18 protein-coding genes are annotated in these 19,990 nt (G+C 57.4%); 5 read left to right on the top strand and 13 right to left on the bottom strand.

The window, feature by feature from the left end; genetic code table 11:
• Nucleotides 1–15: 15 nt before the first annotated feature.
• The 8 genes from tldD to PQQ95_RS15085 all read right to left on the bottom strand — a co-directional run bounded on the left by tldD (nucleotide 16) and on the right by PQQ95_RS15085 (nucleotide 9,234).
• The gene (gene tldD / locus PQQ95_RS15120) at nucleotides 16–1,449 is read right to left on the bottom strand and encodes a metalloprotease TldD (RefSeq protein WP_408438190.1); all 1,434 of its coding nucleotides are present in this window, start codon (nucleotides 1,447–1,449) and stop codon (nucleotides 16–18) included.
• A gap of 68 nt (nucleotides 1,450–1,517) precedes the next feature.
• The gene (locus PQQ95_RS15115; protein ID WP_408438189.1) at nucleotides 1,518–2,813 is read right to left on the bottom strand and encodes a thioredoxin family protein; all 1,296 of its coding nucleotides are present in this window, start codon (nucleotides 2,811–2,813) and stop codon (nucleotides 1,518–1,520) included.
• Nucleotides 2,810–3,238, bottom strand: coding sequence for an ExbD/TolR family protein (locus PQQ95_RS15110; RefSeq protein ID WP_408438188.1), 429 nt, complete (start codon nucleotides 3,236–3,238; stop codon nucleotides 2,810–2,812). Before PQQ95_RS15110 ends, PQQ95_RS15115 begins: the two co-directional genes overlap by 4 nt.
• Before the next feature lies 1 nt (nucleotide 3,239).
• On the bottom strand, nucleotides 3,240–3,974 hold the full coding sequence (locus PQQ95_RS15105; protein ID WP_408438187.1) for a MotA/TolQ/ExbB proton channel family protein: 735 nt from the start codon (nucleotides 3,972–3,974) through the stop codon (nucleotides 3,240–3,242).
• A gap of 31 nt (nucleotides 3,975–4,005) precedes the next feature.
• Nucleotides 4,006–4,743 (bottom strand): energy transducer TonB, encoded by a 738-nt coding sequence (locus tag PQQ95_RS15100; RefSeq protein ID WP_408438186.1) that lies wholly within the window; start codon nucleotides 4,741–4,743, stop codon nucleotides 4,006–4,008.
• Between the two features lie 7 nt (nucleotides 4,744–4,750).
• On the bottom strand, nucleotides 4,751–7,279 hold the full coding sequence (locus tag PQQ95_RS15095) for a TonB-dependent siderophore receptor (RefSeq protein WP_408438185.1): 2,529 nt from the start codon (nucleotides 7,277–7,279) through the stop codon (nucleotides 4,751–4,753).
• Between the two features lie 473 nt (nucleotides 7,280–7,752).
• Nucleotides 7,753–8,730: a FecR family protein gene (locus PQQ95_RS15090; protein WP_408438184.1), complete on the bottom strand. Its 978-nt coding sequence runs from the start codon at nucleotides 8,728–8,730 to the stop codon at nucleotides 7,753–7,755.
• A gap of 30 nt (nucleotides 8,731–8,760) precedes the next feature.
• A complete protein-coding gene (locus PQQ95_RS15085; RefSeq protein ID WP_408438183.1) occupies nucleotides 8,761–9,234 on the bottom strand; it encodes an RNA polymerase sigma factor in 474 nt (157 codons plus the stop codon).
• 1,101 nt (nucleotides 9,235–10,335) lie between these two features.
• On the opposite strand from PQQ95_RS15085, the gene PQQ95_RS15080 reads away from it, so the two are divergent.
• Entirely contained in the window at nucleotides 10,336–11,049 is a 714-nt protein-coding gene (locus tag PQQ95_RS15080) for a TetR/AcrR family transcriptional regulator (RefSeq protein ID WP_408438182.1), read from the top strand.
• A gap of 231 nt (nucleotides 11,050–11,280) precedes the next feature.
• Here the strand turns inward: PQQ95_RS15080 and maiA are convergent, their stop codons facing one another.
• The 5 genes from maiA to PQQ95_RS15055 are packed head-to-tail and all read right to left on the bottom strand — an operon-like array spanning nucleotide 11,281 to nucleotide 16,624.
• Entirely contained in the window at nucleotides 11,281–11,913 is a 633-nt protein-coding gene (gene maiA, locus PQQ95_RS15075; RefSeq protein WP_408438181.1) for a maleylacetoacetate isomerase, read from the bottom strand.
• The gene (locus PQQ95_RS15070) at nucleotides 11,910–13,061 is read right to left on the bottom strand and encodes an alpha/beta hydrolase family protein (RefSeq protein WP_408438180.1); all 1,152 of its coding nucleotides are present in this window, start codon (nucleotides 13,059–13,061) and stop codon (nucleotides 11,910–11,912) included. The genes maiA and PQQ95_RS15070 overlap by 4 nt, the downstream gene beginning before the upstream one ends.
• A complete protein-coding gene (locus PQQ95_RS15065) occupies nucleotides 13,058–14,227 on the bottom strand; it encodes a hypothetical protein (RefSeq protein WP_408438179.1) in 1,170 nt (389 codons plus the stop codon). Before PQQ95_RS15065 ends, PQQ95_RS15070 begins: the two co-directional genes overlap by 4 nt.
• 43 nt (nucleotides 14,228–14,270) lie before the next feature.
• On the bottom strand, nucleotides 14,271–15,188 hold the full coding sequence (locus PQQ95_RS15060; protein ID WP_408438178.1) for an alpha/beta hydrolase: 918 nt from the start codon (nucleotides 15,186–15,188) through the stop codon (nucleotides 14,271–14,273).
• Nucleotides 15,188–16,624, bottom strand: a complete 1,437-nt coding sequence (locus PQQ95_RS15055; protein ID WP_408438177.1) for an aldehyde dehydrogenase family protein — start codon at nucleotides 16,622–16,624, stop codon at nucleotides 15,188–15,190. Before PQQ95_RS15055 ends, PQQ95_RS15060 begins: the two co-directional genes overlap by 1 nt.
• A 387-nt stretch (nucleotides 16,625–17,011) precedes the next feature.
• On the opposite strand from PQQ95_RS15055, the gene PQQ95_RS15050 reads away from it, so the two are divergent.
• Genes PQQ95_RS15050 through nadX form a run of 4 tightly spaced genes read left to right on the top strand, consistent with a single transcriptional unit; the run spans nucleotide 17,012 to nucleotide 19,963 of the window.
• Nucleotides 17,012–18,115 carry a porin gene (locus PQQ95_RS15050; RefSeq protein WP_408438224.1) on the top strand — a complete coding sequence of 368 codons (1,104 nt, stop codon included), beginning with the start codon at nucleotides 17,012–17,014 and terminating at the stop codon, nucleotides 18,113–18,115.
• A 58-nt stretch (nucleotides 18,116–18,173) separates the two neighbouring features.
• Nucleotides 18,174–18,584, top strand: a complete 411-nt coding sequence (locus PQQ95_RS15045) for a DoxX family protein (RefSeq protein WP_408438176.1) — start codon at nucleotides 18,174–18,176, stop codon at nucleotides 18,582–18,584.
• A gap of 57 nt (nucleotides 18,585–18,641) precedes the next feature.
• A complete protein-coding gene (locus tag PQQ95_RS15040; protein WP_408438175.1) occupies nucleotides 18,642–19,184 on the top strand; it encodes a cupin domain-containing protein in 543 nt (180 codons plus the stop codon).
• Nucleotides 19,181–19,963, top strand: a complete 783-nt coding sequence (nadX, locus tag PQQ95_RS15035) for an aspartate dehydrogenase (protein ID WP_408438174.1) — start codon at nucleotides 19,181–19,183, stop codon at nucleotides 19,961–19,963. Before PQQ95_RS15040 ends, nadX begins: the two co-directional genes overlap by 4 nt.
• Nucleotides 19,964–19,990: the final 27 nt, after the last annotated feature.

Genomic DNA, 19,990 nt, shown 5'->3' with positions numbered 1-19,990 from the left:
GAATATTCCCTACCGTCAGGTGGTGATGCCGCCGACCGTCATCTGGTCGATCCGCAGCGTCGGCTGACCGACGCCCACCGGCACGCTCTGGCCTTCCTTGCCACACACGCCGACGCCCGAATCGAGCTTCATGTCGTTGCCGATCATGCTGACGAACTTGAGCGATTCCGGCCCGCTGCCGATCAGCGTTGCGCCCTTGACCGGATAGGTCACCTTGCCGTTCTCGATCATGTACGCCTCGGAAGCCGAGAACACGAACTTGCCGTTGGTGATGTCGACCTGGCCGCCGCGGAAGTTCACCGCGAACAAACCGTTCTTCACGGAAGCGATAATTTCCTGCGGGTCCTTGTCGCCATTGGGCATGTAGGTGTTGGTCATGCGCGGCATCGGCAGCGCTGCGTAAGACTCACGGCGTGCGTTACCCGTTACCGGCATTTTCATCAGGCGCGCGTTCAGCTTGTCCTGAATGTAACCCTTCAGGATGCCGTCTTCGATCAGCGTCGTGCACTGCGTCGGATTGCCTTCGTCGTCGATGTTGAGGGAGCCGCGGCGGTTCGGCAGCGTGCCGTCGTCGACCACCGTGACGCCCTTCGCCGCCACGCGCTCACCGATACGTCCTGCGAACGCGGATGAACCCTTGCGGTTGAAGTCGCCTTCCAGACCGTGGCCGATCGCTTCGTGCAGCAGCACGCCGGGCCAGCCCGGTCCGAGCACCACGGTCATCGCGCCGGCCGGAGCCGGGCGGGCGTCGAGGTTCACCAGCGCCGCATGCACAGCGTCATCGACGTAACGCGACAGCACTTCGTCAGTGAAATAGCCATAGTCGAAGCGGCCACCGCCGCCACCGCTGCCGATTTCGCGGCGGCCGTTCTGCTCGGCGATCACCGTGACCGAGACGCGCACCAGCGGCCGGATGTCCGCGGCGAGCACGCCGTCGCTGCGCGCGACCAGCACCACGTCGTATTCGCCGGCGAGGCCCGCCATCACCTGGATGATGCGCGGATCGCGGCTGCGCGCCATCTGTTCGATCCGTTCGAGCAGCTTGACCTTGGCGGTCGCGTCGAGCGACGCGAGCGGATCGGCGGGCAGGTACAGGTCGCGCCCCGAGATGCCGGTGAGCGACTTCGCGACCCGGACCTTGTGCTTGCCACCTCCCGCCTGCGCGATCGTCTTCGTCGCGGCTGCCGCCTGGCGGATGGCCTGCGGTGATAAATCGTTCGAGTAGGCGAACGCGGTACGGTCGCCGGACACGACGCGCACACCCACGCCCTGGCCGATGCGGAAACTGCCCGATTTGACGATGCCCTCCTCGAGGTTCCATGCCTCACTGCGGGTCGCCTGGAAGTACAGGTCCGCATAGTCGACGCGGTGCGTGAAGATGTCGGCGAGCGTGCGCGTGAGCAGACTCTCGTCAAGGCCGTACGGCGTGAGCAGAATGTCCTTCGCCATTGCGATGCTCTGACTCCCTGGTACCGAGCGACCGACGAGTGGATTCCGTTCCGAATGAAGGGACGTGGTCATGCCGTCACCGTTCCGGCTGCCCGCGCATACATCATCAAACGGGCAAACAGATAGGCCGCTATCTGTCGGGATGTATCCTTCTTGCGCGCCACCAGCGCGTCATGGCGAAGCCATAATTCCGGATATTGGACGCGGCTCTGTTGATTGAGTAATCGGACATGCTCGAAATACCTGCCAAGCCATGCGCGCGAACCTGCTGCGTCCTCGGGTTGATCTCCCAGATCGGCGGAGGCCTGGGATTCGTTTTTTCTTTGTATTTCCTCTATCTCCAACACTTCAGCAATGGGCAAATTTTCAGCATTCCGATTTTTTTCGAAAAGCAAACGGATTATTGTAAAAATCTCATAGGATGCACTCTCTTCATTCAACGGGATGGTCAATGACTCAAGACTCCGACTGATCCTATCCTCCTGCTCACTTCCTTTCCCGATCAGCAAAACCGCCTCTCGTTGCAGGCTCTGCCATTCAGAAATGGGAATTTTCTCACCTGCATTCTCGCGGGTATGCAGCAGTTTGATTCTTGTTGCGAGATCGTGTGCATCCCCGTCGAAATACTGGGACACGTCCCAGGGGGACTTATGCATGAAGTCGTATAACACTGCGGCCGTCACCGAACTCAAATTGACTCCCACCGGCAATGCTTCGATCCATTCGAGCATTTGCGCGTGCGCTTGCGGATTCTCGTCAGTCGGATTATCCCAGTCGGCAACCACATCCCACAGCATATCCAGCAATAAACCGAAGTCGGCCGGCGCACCCACCGACGCCTCGAATTGCCCATCTTTCTGCGCGCCCGACAGCACTAGTGACGGCCTGGATTCTGGCGTAGCAGGTGCTTCACTCCATCGCGTTACGCACGCGGCCTTGATATCCTCGCTCGCACCAAAGCTGCGCCAGATATGCTCGGACTGCGTGGCAGATTCCACCGGCAGCGCTGACAGCTCGTCAGTGCGGACCGGAACATCCAGCCCAGATTCGCCGAGCCATTTCCCGACCATCGTGCGTAGCCGGATCGTCGAAGGACCGGTGCACCGGCCAACCTCCTCCCCCTTCCTGTAGAACACCAGCGTGGGAATGCCACGAATGTTGAACCGATTACACGCGTCTTCCGATCCAGTGGTGTTCAATTTCAACACCTTGAGCCGCCCCTCGTAATCCGCCGCGAGCTGTTCAACACTCGGTGCGAGAGCGAGGCAAGGTCCACACCATGGAGCCCAGAAGTCCACCAGCACTGGCAACTCGCAATCGCTGTCTGCGTCGAAAGTCTCGAGCGTCGTGTCGGTAATCGTCATTTTTGCGTTCCCTCTGTTTGTGGTTGAGTAATGAAATCAATCTTCGTCAGGCCCGCGCGCTGCGCGGCGGACAGTAAATCGGCGACTGCCTCGTATCTCGCCGCCCGATCCGCATAAAGCTGGATCTCGGGCTGCGGCTGTCGTTCAGCGGTTTCCGCAAGTTTCGCCTGCAGCGCCGGTTGATCAACGACCATGGCGTCCCAATGGATCACACCCGCCGCGTCGACCTGCACCGTCACGTGTGCCGGTTGCACGTCGTTCGGCGCGCTGACCGCCCTGGGCAGATCCAGTTTGACCGCGTTGGTGACAGCCGGAAGCGTCACCATGAAAACGATCAGCAATACCAGCATGACGTCGATCAGCGGCGTCATGTTGATGTCGCTGACGAGGCCGCCGTCCTCGAGGTCATCGGTGAAGTAGGCCATGTCAATTCACCTGTATCTTCTTGAACGCCGGTTGGGCGGATGCCGTAGCGACGCCCGGGCGCGCACTCGGGCGACGGGTTTCGCCGCTCATCAGAAAGGCGTGCAGATCGTGGCAAAAGCGCTTCAGCCTGGCGGCAACGCCCTTGTTGCCGCGTGCGATCGCGTTGTAGCCCAATACGGCCGGAATGGCCACGGCAAGGCCGGCGGCCGTCATCACCAGTGATTCACCCACCGGCCCCGACACCTGCCCCAGACTCGACTGGCCCGCGACGCCAATTGCCAGCAACGCGTGATAGATGCCCCAGACGGTGCCGAACAGACCGACGAAGGGCGCCGTGCTGCCAACCGAGGCGAGCACCCCCAGGCCCCTCGAAAGCCGGGCGAACTGCTCTTCGAGCGCGATACCCAGGCTGCGCCGCAACCATTGATCGGGCGACAGCACGTCAACCAGGTTGTAGGCGCCATGCCCTTCATGGGCTTCTCTTCCTGCCGCTACCAGTTCGACATAGGGATTTCCTGGAACCGGACGGCCAAAGGTCTGCAGTGCCGCATCCAGCTCGGTAGCCTGCCAGAAATGCCGTTCGGCGATCCGGCTCTGACGCCTGAAGTGGACAAGCTGCGCACCCTTGAAAAATATCACCGCCCAGGACAGGACCGACATGATGGCGAGGATCAGGGCGATGGCGTGGGTGACCTCGTCCCCTTGCGACCAGACATGATTCAAACCGTATTGCATACGACGTTCTCCGTGGAATATGAGCGGATCTTCAGTTGTTCAATCCGAAGCTGACTGGCTGCGTGGCATGTACCTCGACCGGCACGCCATTCTCGACGTAGGGATCACAGTGACCCGCGAGCAGCGCCCCCTGGGCCGCGGCATCGAGTTCCTCATGGCCGCTGCTGGTGGCGATGTCGGCGCGAGCGACACGGCCAGTTCGGTCGATCGTGACGCGCAGCGTGACCGTGCCCTCATGAGCCAGACGCCGCGCGATCGGAGGATACGCAGGCTGGTCGAAGCGGCAGGTGACATGTGCGACGTCCCTCACCGCCTGGGCGCCCGGCAGGTTCATTGCGGGATTGACCGGCGCGGGCGCGGTAGTTGCGGCAGCCTGTGCGGGAGGCACGATCGGCGCGGGCGGCGTGGGGGTCTCGTCTTCGTTCACAGTGCGCGCAGTCGGTGTGGCGGACGTGAGCAGCGGCGGATGTCGCTGCACGACGTGTCTGATGACTGGCTGCGACGGAGTCGTTACGGCAGGCGTTGGTCGGATGGGCCGGTTCGGAGCAGCGACCAGTGTGACCCGAAGGCCATCGCTGGATACGGGGCGGCCCGCAGCGGCCAGCGTGAAGTGCACCGCGGGCCGCCACAGGAAAAACAGCAACGCAGCGACGTGCAGCACGAAGGCGATCCCGACCGACAAGCCTGGCTGGCGCCAGTCCGTTGGCCGGCCTGTCGGAGCACGATCGGAAGGCACGCGCGGGTCATTGAATGAAGGCAACGTAGACATGGCCTGCTCAGAAATCGTACGTCGTGGTCAGGTAGATCAGACGGCCCGGCTCAATCTCGCCGCTGCCACCGTCGCCATACAGGTACCGGTTGAATACGTTCTTGACCGCCAGCCGCGCCGACCAGCCCTTTCCAACGTAATAGACAGTCGCATCGACGCGTGCCTGCCCCGGTACGTAAAGCATTTGGCCTGTCGTCGGGTCGGGTCCTGCCTCGGTGTTTCCACGCGCCCAGAACCCGGCTCCCACCCCCCATCCACGCAACGATGCCCTCTGAAAATCATAAGTTATCCAAAGACTTCCGGAATGCCTGGATGTCCCGTTATAAGCATACGGACCGACCTGGCTGGGCAACACGTAATCGTTGTATGAATAGTGCGCAATAACGTTCCAGCCAGCGATAATTTTCCCGGATAAATCAATCGATACCCCTCTTGCCGTGTCAGCACCGGGAATGACGATTTCATAAATACTGGAAGGCACCTGCATAACTTCGTTGATGTACGAATTACGATGCACGGCTATGCTGCCACTGAGTTTGTCATCAAACAGGTCGAATTTCAGGCCTGCTTCGAGGGAACTCCCCGTCAAGGGCGGTGCCACCTCGCCCCCTTCCAGGAGAAACCCATTCTGGGGTGCAAAGCTGCGTTGTGCATTGACAAACAGCCCCACATTACCTGTCAGTTGGTAAAGGGCACCCACGTTGGGTACCCACGCGGCATAGGTCGGATTCGCATTCGACCAGTATCGAGGACGGGTCATGCTGACCAGAACATGAAGCCGTTGCCAGGTAATCTGGTCCTGAAGATAAAAGCTGTTGTAGTAAGTATTACTGATGGTTTTATTCCACGTTCCAAGTGGTTCGGTATCGATTGAAATTGGGTTGACAGGCGGAAACGTGTTGATATTGGAATTGTTGAATTGCGACGAATCACTTCGCGATATCTGATAGCTAACTCCACCAAGCAGCGTGTGCTGGATCGGACCGGTGTTAAATTTCGCCTGTAGATTGTTATCGAAAGTGGTGCTGTAGCTATGGTTCGTCGACGCCTGACCGTAGTATTGGGTAGAATCTGGCGATAGCTGACCCCAAAGGGTCGCGTAGAAAGGGGTGCTCGACGACTCGGCGTCATATCGCGCCGTACTGTGAAAGGTCAGATAGGAATTGATCTTCTGCGTCCAGTCATAATGCACACTCGTATCGTTGCTCGACGTGTAGGCTTGCTGGTTACCAAGACCCGGGTAGAACACCAGGGGTCCGGTCGCCGTAAAAAGGGCGTATGGCGTAAACGGCGTTCGATAGGTGTGCTGTTCGAATCCGACAATCAGGTCGGTACCGCCGCTTTGCCATCTCAACGATGGCGCAACGTAAAAATCGCGCTGGCCGAGCATCCCCCCATACGATTCTCCAGCCGTCTCTCCCGACACGATGAATCGGTAGGTCAATCGGTTGTCGTTTGCGATGGCGCCGGCGAGATCGAGTGACCCAAGCCAATCCCCATATGATCCCGTTTGCAACGAGATTTCATGGACGGGGGTTGCCTGAGGTGTCTTTTGCACGACATTGACGGTGCCCCCAGGGCTGCCAACGCCTGAAATGATTGCATCCGCACCCTTCAATACTTCGATACTGGAAATGGCTGCCATTGGCAAAGTCAACGCGGCACTCGAATCCGGGGCAAGATTCCCGTTCATCGTCACTGAGGCCTGAAAACCATCGATCATGGGTGCGCCACCTGCTGCCAGTCCAGCCTTGTTCCTGATCTCGACGCCACTTACGTTATGTAGCGCATCGGCGACGGACTGGGTCTGCTGGCTCTTGAGCACATCATTCGTAACGACCTGGACGGATTGCGGAATCTCGTCAAGCGGCGTGTCGGTCCTGGTCGCCGAGCGCGTCGATGTCGCCGCGAAGCCCTGATCCGGCTGCGCGGCTGTGCCCGCCACTGTGATCGTCGCCAGCACAATTTCACCCGTGCTATTCGCGGACGGAGCGGCGACCGGACTGGATAGACGAATCACGTAGGTCTTTTCGCCCGTTTTCTGCGCTGTCAGGCCGCTGCCCTGCAACAGCCTGTCGAGCGCGTCTGGAACGCTCAGCGTGCCGGAAATGGCGGGTGCGTTGCGGTTTGCCACCAGGCTTGCTGCGGCGAGAATGTTGACGCCGCTTTTACTCGCCAGTTCAGACAGTGCAGAGGACAACGGTTGAGCAGGCAAGCTCAATAGTGTCTGTGCATACAGGCTGATGCTTGCCATGCCCAGCGCTCCAGCAACCAGCTGGCACGCGGCACCTCTCGTCCACCTCGACTTCATGAGTAAATCCCCGATCCTGTTCGACTGGCTAGACCAGACGTTGTGCATGGCATATTGGTTGTAAAAACGCAGAAGCGTGAAAGGAAGATTCATCAATCTGAATCCGCCAATTATTAATATGCAATCCGAAATAATATTATTTATTTCGTCCTGCATTCCCGCGCCGCTGACATTACGAAGTGCGTCTTCGACAGATTGTTTTTCCGACTCTTGACGACGTCCCATGCAATCGCCGGTAATGCTGGCGTAATCGCGGACCCGATGCGGGATTAGGACGCCAGCGACTTGACCAACACGATCACGTATACTTGGTCATCACGCCGCCCGATCCAGCTCGTTCAGCATTACCGCGCTTGTGTCACCTTTCTGCAGCAAAGCCGGCAGTGCCCTACTCAAACGCGGTTGCGTTTCTTCGACCTGATGCCGACCCGCGCAACCCCGGCCACGCTCCAGATCGCCAACCATCCTGCAAGTGTCATGCTCTGTTTCTTTGCGCCCTTTTCCTTATCCCGCCATTCCGCACGGTTGACGCAAACCGCGTCATCCGTGTTCAGTAGATAAAGGCGAACGACAGACCCAATCAGTAGGGGGTCATTGGGGAAAAGATTTCTATTGATGAGACATTTTAATTTTCGAAATCTATCAACTACTGTGCAGGCGGCCTTCTGCGTCGATCTGAAAGCGAAAAGTTAGTCGCGCTACCGCGATGCGATTACTGCGGCCCCATCCGCCCGAAACGTCACGTTAACGGGCGCCACGTGGGGCAATGTCCGGAGCAACTGGTCGATATCTGCGGTCGAAAATCCCCCGCTGATTCTGGCTCGCCCGGCACGGTCATCGGCGAGGATGATCGGCGCCACTCGATAACGCCCGAGTTCGGATACGACGTTCTTCAACGACGCGCCGTCGAAATCCACGCGTCGATCTTTCCACGCCACGAGCGCGTTGGGATCCGCTGTTGCAACATCCGCTCCTGACGTACGAACGGCTTGATTCTGGGCAAGCTGGATGGGTTGCGAGGGCGTCGGCAGGCTGATCGCCACCTGTCCCTCGAGCACCGCGACATCGACGCCGCTCGTTCTGCGGCGAACGCTGAATGTCGTACCGATATCCCTGATTTCCGCATCCCCGGCCCGAACGAAAAACGGCCGCCACACGTTATGTGAAACCTTGAATAGCGCTTCGCCGCGCTCCAGCACGATTTCGCGCGAGCGCAACCGGTTAAGGTACCGGATCGACGTATCGGTGTTGAGCAACACTTCACTTCCGTCATCGAGCGGCAAGGTCGTTTGCTGCCCGATTGAAGCGGCACCGGTGCGCTGGGACAGGACAGGATTGATACTCCAGACGGCAACGGCGGCAACAAGCAGAAAAGTACCTGATACCCAGGTGATCGGGGTCCGGTATGACAGCGCACCCCGATGGGCCGGAACGACCGCGGGCGCAGGGGCAAGCACGCGGACATAACGCTGGCGCAGCTTCGCCGCATTCCAGCCTATCTGGTCGTTGACCTGCTCCTGACGCGAAATATAGTCGCGATGCGCTGCGCTGTTCTGCTTCAATGCCTCGAGCTTGCCACGCGCATCTGCCTGCTCCTGCCCCTCGCCATGCCACAATGAGACAAACAAAGATTCGATCTCGTCTTTGTCCGGTTGACTTAACGGCATAACCGTCATTGTTCCTGTAATGGTGCCAGCAAAATCGCCTCAGTCCAACCCGTCCCGGCATACCCGCATCGCATCCACCAGATACTGACGGACGACCGAAGGTTGAATGCCCATCTCGCTTGCCGCGTCCTGATAAGTTAGGCCATATAGTTTACACAGGATAAACGCTTCCCGGCAACGCGGCGCCAATCGGTCCAGCACCGCACACAACTGCCTGATCGATTGCCGCCCTGCCGCCTCGTCTTCGGGGGTGATTTCGCACCTGGCATGTTCGTATGGTTCGTCCAGAGCGACCGGCAAGTGTTTCCGCCGTCGTCCATGGTCGATCTGGAGATTGGCCGCAATCCGGACCAGCAATCCGACTGGCGACACCACGCCATCACCATGTTCGTGCATATACCTAAGGGTCCGCTCAAACGACTCCTGTGCGATGTCCGCCGCGTCATCCGGACCGAGTTCAAGCGCAAGCCTCCTGCGTAAGCGCTGATAACCCTGTACGAGTTCCTTGACCATTCTGATGCCTGCGAGGAGATTTTTCAGTTCGGGTCATAATCCCTCTACTTAATTATCTGGTCAAACAATAAAATGCAAATTGCTTAGTAGGTCGGAAGCGTATTCTTGTCTGTCACTCGATCTTTGGTAGAGACAATCAGCCTCGGCTTTTAGTCATGGCAGTACCGGGTCCTGATCTGCACATAACCGTGTTTCCCGGAGGAGGATCACTGGCGCGAGCCAGATAATCCAAAACTGGGCAAGCTTGACCACATTACGCAAGAGTGGCGGCGCCTGACCCGTGCAGGGTAGTCCTGGGCCACGCGGTCCGACAATTTGACACCATCTGTATGCATGCTGCTTCGGCGGAGGACTGTGGGTCCGACCATCTGCTCATTGTGAGCAGGAATATGCACCTACGCAGGATGCAAAAGACGGAGATCAGATTTGCCTTACGAAGCCTGGAATGCCCAACGCTGCATCCGGATTTCGGGATCCTGTGAAACGTCTCGGTCTTCCCGCGTATGGCGTATCCGTTCAGTTTTTCGATCGCCTCCGCTCGCGAACGGGCCCGTAGATCAGCATCAGCTTCCACCCAATGGGCGGCCGCCCGTGTGGCGCGTTACGCTCCAGGGCGTGAACAACGCCAAGCGGCAAGGTCGATGGTGTTCCTATGTGCCAATCGGTGGCAACGCCGTCATTTTCTGATGGCACAGTTCAAGCGTAGCAGTCATCGGGCAGCCTGCCGTGTCACGCAGTTCTACACGGTGAAGTCCCTCGACCTGGACCTGCTCCACCTCACGTGCGATAGTGTGTGGACCATCAGCGGTCACGCTGTGAACGCAGGTCCGAACGAGGAAGTGTGTGCACAGATCACGTGCGGTACAGAACAGCTCGCAAGTGTCGCTTTCCCGATCGCCACCATGAACGCGACGGGCGGATTCCCCGAGCAAGGTATTCGACTGACCCAGCGCAGGTCACCGGAACTATTGCAACCTGTGCCATGAGACAATATATCCAGACGCAGTTCAAGCTAACTGCAGTTCTCCACGCGTACGTAAGGCACCCTCAGCAGACATGAGGACGCACGTGGAGACGCTTCTGGAAGATAACGAGGTTTAGATGACCGACAGGGAAGAAATCGAGCAGTTGGCTTCAGGCATTCCTGCTACGAAAAAAGTGACAACCCGGCGGAAAAGTTCGGATGGAACGCGGAAGATCATCCTTGACGCCGCTCTCGAAGTGTTTTCCGAAAAGGGTTACGACGGTGCCCGAGTCGACGAGATAGCATTGCGAACCGGCCTGAACAAGAATGTCCTTTATCACCATTTCGGAAACAAGGATGAGCTTTTCAAGGCAGTGCTCGAGCACATGTATCAAGTGATCCGGGAGCGCCAGAACGACCTGCAGAGTCGCGACCTTGATCCCGTAAGCGGTATGCGAAAACTTGTGATGTTCACGGGAAGAATCTGGGTTCAGCACCCCCAGTTCCTGCGATTACTTCACAGCGAGAACCTTCTCGAGGGTCGGCACGTGAAGCAATCGGACGTCATATACAACATGTATAGTCCCCTTACTGCCACCATCAACGATCTGTTGACTCGCGGACAGGCAGCGGGGGTTTTTCGGGACAACATCGACCCCGTCGACCTTTATATTTCAATATCCGCGCTTACCGCTCACTACATATCGAACCGCTACACCTTCGAAGGAATTTTCAAGATGTCGTTGATGTCCCCCCAGCGGATCAAACATCGACTCGAGCATGCGGCGGACATGATCCTGCGCTTTCTCCTTGTTGATCCAGCAGGGCACGATGGCTCCAAGGGCTGCTAAAAGGGATTCCGAGGAAAAGATTTCTTCCAGTAACACAACAGTATTTTCACCACGCGGAATTAGGCGCCCCCTAATCGGGCGCCCCTCCTGTTAGCTGTCTTTCGAACTGTCACCGGCTCCGCACGAGGCACGCCGTTATCGCCATCCCATTCCAGGCAGGATCGCGCCGATACGCCTCGGTATAAGGGCGCATCGCCAGATCATTCGCGGCAACGCCGGGATGCGCGCTGGCTACAGGGCCTCGGCTCGAGCTTTTATCATCGCTTCGACCTCCGAACATCGCCCGGCGATACCTGCTAAAACGGGAAATTGCGCTATCGAAAAGCCCTGGCGTTCTGCGCTGACAACCTGTGCGGCAATACAGATGTCAGCGAGAGTAAACTGCTCGCCCGCTACGAAACGCCCATGCAGAGCCTCTCGCCCAATGAACGTCTCGACCGCGCCGAAACCCGTCGATAACCAGTGCGGAATCCAATGACGGTCTATTTCGGACTGTTCGATATTCAGATGGTCCCGCAAGCGCCGGATAACCCTCATATTGTTAAGCGGATGCATTTCGCTCGCAACCATCTGGGCGACCGCTCGCACGTAGTAGCGAGCATACGGATCAGCGGGTAGCAAAGGATCCGCTGGAAAGGATTCCTCCAGAAACTCGATAATCGGTAGCGATTGAATGATGACCCGCCCGTCGTCCAGGCGAAGACTGGGAACCAGATGCTGGGGGTGTAATGCCCCATAATCCGCCTTCAGGTGTTCCGATTGAGGAAGGCTAACGCTTTCCATCTCGCAATCGATCCCTTTGAAGGCCAGTGCAGTACGCACTCGCAACGACGCAGACGAGCGGGAGAAATGGTAAAGCTTCATCTACCCCGCTCCGTATCCGTAGCGGAGTCTGCGACGGTCCTTCTTACCCATTCCACCACGGTGGGAACGGTTTGAGGTGTGTACCCCATATGTCCGCCCGGGAAAAGACGAACGGCCTTGGGCTTCCCGGATTGCAGCAGCAGCATGAAATCTTCAAGTGACTGTTGCTGATCGTCCTTGCCATTCACCAGAAGCATGGGGGGATGGGGTCTGTCGAGCAGTCCTGCATCGAGCAACGACAATCCACTCGCGGCCTCAATGTAACTCTCGTAGTCTGTTTTGCCCACGCAGCGCGCCCGCGCAACCTGAATATCCATCAGATAGCTATCGGCTAGCTGCGACTTCAGCAGCCAGTCACGTTCGAAGCTGTAGTGGACCGGACCTGCCCAGTTGACCACAGCAGCGAGACGGTCCGCGTGTTGATATGCCAGCTTCGTTGCCCAATAGCCGCCCCAAGACATTCCCACCAAGGCGACCCGCGTGGCATCGAGCTGCGGTTGTCGCTCGATCCAGTCAAGCACCGGCAGGAATTGGCGTTCACCGTCCTGTGTCGCCAGCACCGGCGACTCGCCAGTTCCCGGCATGTCCATTGTGATCACCGCGAATCCAGCCTGGAAAAATCGCTCGTTTATGTCTTGTCGCTCTTCTTTCCAGGTGTCAATCCCACTCCAGCGGATAACAACAGGCTGGGGACCGGCCTGTACATGCTTGCGCACATAAAATGCGACCTGGCTACCCTCGCCGGCTCGACCGTCAAACGGTACCGATACTCGCTCGATCCCGGGGGACAACAAGCTGCCGCCCTTGATAAAGCATTCTCTCGACCGGGTATAGCACTCCGCCTTCCTGGCATGATTCGGTACGGGATAGCGACCCACATGGTACAGGCCGTATGCCTGGAAATACGCTTCACTTGCTGCTTCGAACCGTCCGGCCTTTTCATGCTGTTGCGCGAGCTCCTCCAGCCTGGAGCCCGCGGCCGACCAGACCGTCCCCCATTCTTCACCGTCGAGACTCTTAATCCTCTCGATTGCAAGTTCTGCCTCACGGACATCCGTCACATGAAACGGTGCTTTCCGGCCCTTCAGGCGCTCCCGAAGAGAAGCCTTGACCTCTTCAACCGTCTTTTCTTTCGGCCGGACGTTCATTGTTTCGCTCCAGATGCATCGCTTTCGGACACTTCGACAATCCACTTCGTCTCGCGAAGCTGATTCGCGGGATCAACAACCATCCGTATTGGCTTTGGCGAATAGCTCGTGAGTCGATACATATCCGCAGTAGACACGCTGGTGTGCGAAACCCCGGCCTCGGCCATGGAAAACGAACCGTTCTGCATTTCGTAAATCGCATGCTCCGTCTCTACCCGGACAGGTCCGACAAACTGAAGCCAGAGCTCGTCCTCGTCGTAACCTCGATGGGGCGCAGGCTGGCGCCCCGGGTTGGAGTAAACCCGCTGCCGGAAGGTCGCACTGTCCCATAGCAGCGCGCTGCGCACAGGAGGGAGATCATTGGCGACCGCCGATGTACTCTTGAAGTGTTCGAAGGGGCGGATCTTGATCGGCGCACGTCCACGGTCAGCCTTGCCGACCATCCAGTCGTGGGTTCGCTCAAACCAGAAATCGTCGCCTGGCAGATCTTCCCAGCGCGTCAGGTGCTCGGGAATTTTCCCATTAGCGGCGCGCGAGAGGGAAGGAGCGAGGCCGTCAGCATCAGAGGGGTCACCCTCCGGATAGATTCGAAATCTCAGTTGCTGCTCGCCTTCAGCAGCAGGTAGATGCACGCTCACCAGTTCGCGGACCGTGTACTCGACGCGCCGGCAACTTGGGCTTCCGGTTGTTCGATGCGCTACCATCGCCGGAACCAGAAGCGCTTCTCCGGGACGAACCTCGAAAACGCCGAAGTTCGTTTCGACTACGCTCACACCGGCGAACTGGACGAGAATCGTATCGAAGTCACCGGCACGCTCGAAGTGGCGTTCACCACCAGAAATGTGAGCCACGCTGACCCGAACGTGCTCTCCTGCGTAGAGCTCCATGCGCGCAACGCCGCCCTTCTCGCGATCGACTTCAGGCAGAAAATCGAATGGTCTCAGCTTCCGCCAGTCCTGACGCCCCGTACCCGGCACAATGCTGCTACTCAGATCCGAAGATAGCTGCGCTTCCCACGTAATCTCGTCCTCCCTACCCCAGAGCGTATAGAAGCATCGTTCGACTCCCGGTGTCCCGACAGGTGCACTTTCTGGTGCTTCGTCGGCCTCCTTCATCATCGTCTCAATGAGACTTCTGTGAACGGTTGTATCGAGCTCACTCGCCATGATATCTCCTGATATGAATGGTCAATTCGTTTACCTAAGGAAACTACACGCCCGGTCGTGGAGCATGCCGCCGGATGAAATTACGGATGCGACTTCCGAGCTCGTCGTCGTCTGTATTCAGATGCGCAACTATCGACGTATGATTGTGCCGGTTGATCCGGACAACCTCGGGTGCCCTGCCCGACGCTTTCGCGATGCGATATGCGAGCTCAAGGCAATACACATCGATGAGAGGATTCTCGTATTCAGCAAAGGCAATAAACACCGGCACACGGGCCCGCCCAGCGTATGTGACCGGTGAACGCGCTTCATAGGATGCCGGGTCCGATCCGTAGTAAGCCTGCACTTTTTCCGCGTTGGGGTTCCGAGGCTCAGCATCTGCGCGCACGCGCCCACTTATGACGACAAGGCCGCGCACGGATTGCTCACCGGGTTGTTCAAATCGCGGATCGAGCACGTAACTGGCCACGTGTGCTGCCCCAGCTGAATGCCCGATTACAAAAATTGCTCGTGGATCCCCTCCGTATTCGGTGACGTTTTCCGTTACCCAGCCCACCGCCCGCGAAACATCCTCAGCCCCAGCTGGGAAAATCGATTCAGGGGCCAGCCTGTACTCCATGTTGACGCCAACACACCCATGTCGAGCAAAGTAATGCAGTACGTTCGAATATATTTCCGGGGAACGGTTGCGGTCGCCTTCTACAAAGGCGCCACCATGAACGAACAGAACGACGGGGAGACCCGCTGCATCTTTCGGCGCGAATACGTCAAGATGCTGGCGCGGGTGGTGACCGTAGGGCAGGTCACGCGTGACGTTGACGCCTGATTTGTCCGCCTTTTCAAGCAGGGGCGAGAACAGCTCCACCATTTGGCGGACATGCGCTGACACGTTCGACGCCCAGGTCGGACCGACCTGTTCCAGCGCATCCCATACATCTTGAGGTATCGATACGTGACTCATCACATCGTTGCCCGGACACGAATGCCGACAAACTTGAGCTGCGACATTTCTTCAATTGCATAGCGCACACCTTCCCGCCCGTACCCGGAGTCCTTCACGCCCCCAAACGGCACCGTGTCCAGTCGAAACCGGCTTGGTTCGTTGATCCACAGCGAGCCAACATCGAAAGACTTCGCGAATGCGAGCGCACAGTCCAGGCTCGCCGTGAAGAGTGCCCCCTGCAGGCCAAACGGCGAGTCGTTTGCCATGCTCAGCGCATGCGATGGCGACTCCGCAGCATGCACCGTGACCGCTGGACCAAACACTTCATCCTGCCACAACGGTGTATCGAATTCCGCGTTGACTATGATAGCTGGACTAATGACGCAGTTCTCGCGACGCGGCGTCAGGGCATATCGGGAGCCTTTTGAAATTGTGTCGGCCAGCATCTTTTCCACCCGATCGGCCGCAGCGACCGAAACCATCGGCCCAACGTCCGTGGTCTCCAGGCCGGGATCTCCTACGACAAGTTCGGAGGCCGCCGAAACAAAGGCTTGCAGGAACGTGTCCATTGCACATCGTTCCACGATGACCCGCTGGGCAGAGATGCACTGCTGCCCGCTAGCTTCAAACGCTGCACGGGCAATACTCCTGGCCGCGTCCTTGAGGTCAGCGTCGGCCAGCACAATGTTAGCCGCGTTCGAACCCAGTTCAGCAACGAACTTCTTGGCGCCTGCCGCACGCACCAGTGCATTTCCCGCAGGACTACCACCCGTGAATGTCACGGCGCGCACTAGCGGATGGCGGACGAGTGCAGTCGCTGGTCCACGATCTCCGGTCACTACGTTGAGCAGCCCCGGTGGCAGCCCCGCCGCGGCAAACAACTCGGCTATCTTCAGGGCCGCGCGGGTTCCCGCAGGATGAGGCTTCACCACGACTGCATTGCCCGCCGCCAGTGCCGGCACGACCTTTTGTATCAACAGGTTCACAGGTGCGTTGAATGGAGTAATCGCAGCCACTACCCCATAGGGCACCCGATTGGTGAAGCCCATGTGGCCATGACCAGCGTCGGTCGCATCCAGAACCGGAACAGTACATTCGAGCGACAGAATCTGAGCGGCACATAGCCTCACAAATGCTACCGAGCGACGGACCTCAAACGTCGCACTTCGTCGAGGCTTGCCGATATCCGATACCAGCAGTTCGACAATCTCGTCGACATGCGCTGATAACGTGTCGGCACAGTTTTCCAGCCAGCGAGCGCGTTCAGCCACGCTTCTATCCCGGTTCCTCAGAAAAGCCCTATTCGCATTTCGCGCCGCCAGGTCGACCACTACGGGGGAAACGTCCGTTATGGCGCAGACACTTCCCATCGTGAACGGATTGATCAGGGTCAAAAGTTCGCCATCGGCCGGGATCGGCGCTCCATCAATAAAACTGTGCGGCGCTGCTTCCATTGCCACGCATCCTTGAAAGGTTATCGGAAATTTTCTTAGTCAATTGTTGTCTAACTAGTCAATTTGGTCAATAAAAAATAATGTCTCATGCCACTACAATCGTAGCGACCGTCTCACTGACGCTCGTCGATATCAACATCGTTTACCCTTAAATTTTCGCAAAAAACCTCTAAATTCAAGATGTTAAATGGACTTTCGGCCTCGTAAATCCATTGAAGCCAGCCACAACGAAACTGGACATCAATTTTTTCCGGATATACTTTGCTTGACTATTTAGTCAATCAAAGCGTGGAGACATGGCGGCAACTTGCGGCGATGCTGGCAACTCATACGTATCGCCGAATAGACAGGCGCAGCCCCAAAAAAGGAAAAAAGGAGCCTCACATGATGGTCAGGAGATATGGATTTCGACGAAGCGCAACGATTGCGACAGGGATCGCGAGCTGCGTGTCAGGCTTGGCAGCAGCGCAAAGCAGCGTCACGTTGTACGGAAGCATGGATGCCGGCGTTCAGTACGTGAGTAACAGGGCGGGACAACACGAATGGGGCGCGGAACAGGCGTATACGCAAACTGATCGCTGGGGTCTATATGGAGTTGAGGACCTTGGTGGTGGCAACAGGGCGATCTTCAGGCTCGAAGATGGTTTTTCCACGATCACCGGCGCGCTGGTCAACAGTAGCGCCGTGTTCAATCGGCAGGCATATGTTGGCCTAAGCTCAAACAGTCTTGGAACCCTCACGCTTGGACATCAAACGCCGTTTAACTTTGACTGGCTTGGCCCGTTCAGCACGATGTACCTGTCACCGAGCTGGTACATGGCGCATCCAGGCAACATTGACGAACTGGCGAACACAAGCGCTGTCCAGATAAATAATTCTGTCCGATATGTATCACCGAACTTCTACGGTCTCACGCTCGGGAGCCTATTTGGGTTCAGCAATTCGAGCAACTTCGGGTCTGGCAGGCAGTACAGTCTGGGCGCAAAGTTCACGCGAGGGCCGTTTGCGTTTTCCGCCGTATATTCCAACGAAACGCAACGCACGCCGAATCTTGCAACCGGCCTGGGTTTGACGGAATTTCAGGGCATCAATCTGATAACCGGAACCTACACGGCGAACCATGTTGACAATATAGGTGTTGGCGCATCGTACACGATAGGCAATTTCCTCTTTCACGCCGTGTACACCAACGTGAAGCTACAGCGGGCAAACCTGTCGAGCAGATACCAGTCCTACGACGGCGGTGTGAGTTATCAGGTGTCACCGTACAACAGCATCGGAACCGGAATCGCGACGACGACGCTGTCGGGTATGCGATGGGACCAATACGTGGTTTCCGATGTCTATTCGCTCTCAAAGTCGACGCAGCTATATGCAAGCGTTGTGTACGAACATGCAACAGGTGGCGCGGTTGCGTCACTTAACACAATTGGTCCGTCTTCAAACGGAAAACAGTTCGTACCTGTAGTTGGCATGCACCATTCATTTTGATCTTTCCGGGTCGCGCGTAGCGATTCGGATCATGCGTAAGCGCCCACCAGGAGAAGCCATGAATCTGTCAGCAAGACTCGCTCAATCGATTATTCCAAGAATCTTCCTTTCACTGCTTTTCATTTACAGCGGCGTGGGGAAGTTGCTGGCCGTCGACTCCACGATGAATTTTATCAGCGCCAATGGCGTACCGTTTCCAGCGATCGCGTTTTCGGTCGCTCTAGTGATGGAACTCATCGTCAGTACTCTTGTTATCGTCGGCTACCAGCTCCGGTTCTCAGCGGGAAGTCTGGCGATCTATTCAATTGCTACCGCACTCATGTTCCATCACGGCCTATCGAACCAGCTTCAGGCTATCCAGTTTCTCAAGGATGTCGCAATCGCGGGTGGCTTTCTTCAACTGGCGGCCTCGAAGGCCTGCTTCCCGACCGCCGTCAACGAACACGGCCCTCAACGGGCGACTTCGTAACTCGTGGTGCGCAATCAGTGCATTCCAACTGACTCAATCGAAAAAAGGAAATCTGACATGGCAATTACCCGTCACCAACGGCCGCAGGAACTCACCGGTGTCTCGACCGAAGAAATCGCGAACCGGTTTGTGGCCCGCTTCAGGGATCGAAACGCCGACTGGCACGCGTTTGCCGACGCAAAACTTGACGGCTATCGTCGGGCTCAACATCGCTTCATTGGTGCTGGAGGATCCGGCAAACATTCAGACACGTCTGTCATCCCCGCCCGGGGCTTTACCTTGAGCGTCATGTATGTTCCTCCCGGCGAGGGTAACGCCGCACATACACACGAAGTGGAGGAGGTTTTCTTTGTTCTGAAGGGTTTCCTCGATGTTTTCGTCAGTGACGAGAACGACGACATCGCATGGCGACGTCTTGGGCCATGGGAGTGCATCTCGTGCCCTCCCGGGATCATCCACGGATACGTGAACAAGAGTCTCGAACCGGTCTACTTCCAGGTCATGCTCGGACGCTCGAAGCCTGAGACGATGGGATATGCCGATGACCAGCTGTTTGAGGGCCGCGACAGCCATCTGACGCAGACAGAGGGCGGCAAATGAAAATCGGACTTGCCGGGGTAGGCAGCGTGGGGAAGTTTGTTATCAACGAGGTGAATGTTCTTCAGAAGGTGCCCGGATCTATCGTTTCAGCCATCTACAGCAAAGACCCCCAGCAGCTGGACGAGTTTGAGGATGTATGCAAGGGTAGATTCTCCGAGCTTGGCGAATTCCTTTCCGAAGACATGGACCTCGTGGTGGAAGCCACGACGGTTGAGGCCGCCCGATTTCTCACCCCCGAAATCCTGGAGAGCGGTCGTAGCATGCTTTTATTGAGCGTCGGTGCGCTGGTAAACGACGAATTCCGCCAACAGACCGAAGCCTTATGCCGTCGCTTCGATGTGAAGGTTTACGTACCATCTGGCGCAATTGGCGGTCTCGACGCCATACGCGCGGCAGCCGCTCTCGGCGGACTGAACGACGTGTCCATCACGACGACAAAGCCTCCTGCGTCCCTTGACAGGGCACTCTCCAGTGGGACCCAACAGGAGATCTTCAATGGGTCGGGAGCGGAGGCAATTGACCTCTTCCCTAAAAACGTCAACGTGGCTGTTGCCCTTGCGCTCTCTGGACTTGGCACGCAAGAGACTCGTGTACGTGTCGTGGCAGATCCGTCCACAAGCCGGAACAGACATTTCATTGAAGCTGAAGGTGAATTCGGACAGCTGACCGTCGATCTGCGCTGCGGGCCCATGGCCGGAAATCCACGAACCAGCGCCCTTGCTGCGGCCAGCGTAATTGCTGCGCTTCGAAATCTGGACTCACCAATCGAATTCGTTTGAATTCAATTCCACACATAAAAATCTAAA

Origin of the sequence: Paraburkholderia caffeinilytica, from assembly GCF_046030355.1 — a bacterium.
GTDB lineage: Bacteria > Pseudomonadota > Gammaproteobacteria > Burkholderiales > Burkholderiaceae > Paraburkholderia > Paraburkholderia caffeinilytica_B.
This window is presented reverse-complemented; position numbering and strand designations above follow the sequence as displayed.

Bases quoted from the DNA above. Each gene is read 5' to 3' on its own strand.
- PQQ95_RS15045 (WP_408438176.1), top strand. From the start codon at position 18,174: ATGAATCTGTCAGCAAGACTCGCTCAATCGATTATTCCAAGAATCTTC.
- PQQ95_RS15050 (WP_408438224.1), top strand. From the start codon at position 17,012: ATGGTCAGGAGATATGGATTTCGACGAAGCGCAACGATTGCGACAGGG.
- PQQ95_RS15105 (WP_408438187.1), bottom strand. From the start codon at position 3,974: ATGCAATACGGTTTGAATCATGTCTGGTCGCAAGGGGACGAGGTCACC.
- nadX (WP_408438174.1), top strand. From the start codon at position 19,181: ATGAAAATCGGACTTGCCGGGGTAGGCAGCGTGGGGAAGTTTGTTATC.
- PQQ95_RS15090 (WP_408438184.1), bottom strand. From the start codon at position 8,730: ATGACGGTTATGCCGTTAAGTCAACCGGACAAAGACGAGATCGAATCT.
- maiA (WP_408438181.1), bottom strand. From the start codon at position 11,913: ATGAAGCTTTACCATTTCTCCCGCTCGTCTGCGTCGTTGCGAGTGCGT.
- PQQ95_RS15040 (WP_408438175.1), top strand. From the start codon at position 18,642: ATGGCAATTACCCGTCACCAACGGCCGCAGGAACTCACCGGTGTCTCG.
- PQQ95_RS15115 (WP_408438189.1), bottom strand. From the start codon at position 2,813: ATGACGATTACCGACACGACGCTCGAGACTTTCGACGCAGACAGCGAT.
- PQQ95_RS15055 (WP_408438177.1), bottom strand. From the start codon at position 16,624: ATGGAAGCAGCGCCGCACAGTTTTATTGATGGAGCGCCGATCCCGGCC.
- PQQ95_RS15080 (WP_408438182.1), top strand. From the start codon at position 10,336: ATGACCGACAGGGAAGAAATCGAGCAGTTGGCTTCAGGCATTCCTGCT.
- tldD (WP_408438190.1), bottom strand. From the start codon at position 1,449: ATGGCGAAGGACATTCTGCTCACGCCGTACGGCCTTGACGAGAGTCTG.
- PQQ95_RS15100 (WP_408438186.1), bottom strand. From the start codon at position 4,743: ATGTCTACGTTGCCTTCATTCAATGACCCGCGCGTGCCTTCCGATCGT.
- PQQ95_RS15085 (WP_408438183.1), bottom strand. From the start codon at position 9,234: ATGGTCAAGGAACTCGTACAGGGTTATCAGCGCTTACGCAGGAGGCTT.
- PQQ95_RS15095 (WP_408438185.1), bottom strand. From the start codon at position 7,279: ATGGGACGTCGTCAAGAGTCGGAAAAACAATCTGTCGAAGACGCACTT.
- PQQ95_RS15110 (WP_408438188.1), bottom strand. From the start codon at position 3,238: ATGGCCTACTTCACCGATGACCTCGAGGACGGCGGCCTCGTCAGCGAC.
- PQQ95_RS15070 (WP_408438180.1), bottom strand. From the start codon at position 13,061: ATGAACGTCCGGCCGAAAGAAAAGACGGTTGAAGAGGTCAAGGCTTCT.
- PQQ95_RS15065 (WP_408438179.1), bottom strand. From the start codon at position 14,227: ATGGCGAGTGAGCTCGATACAACCGTTCACAGAAGTCTCATTGAGACG.
- PQQ95_RS15060 (WP_408438178.1), bottom strand. From the start codon at position 15,188: ATGAGTCACGTATCGATACCTCAAGATGTATGGGATGCGCTGGAACAG.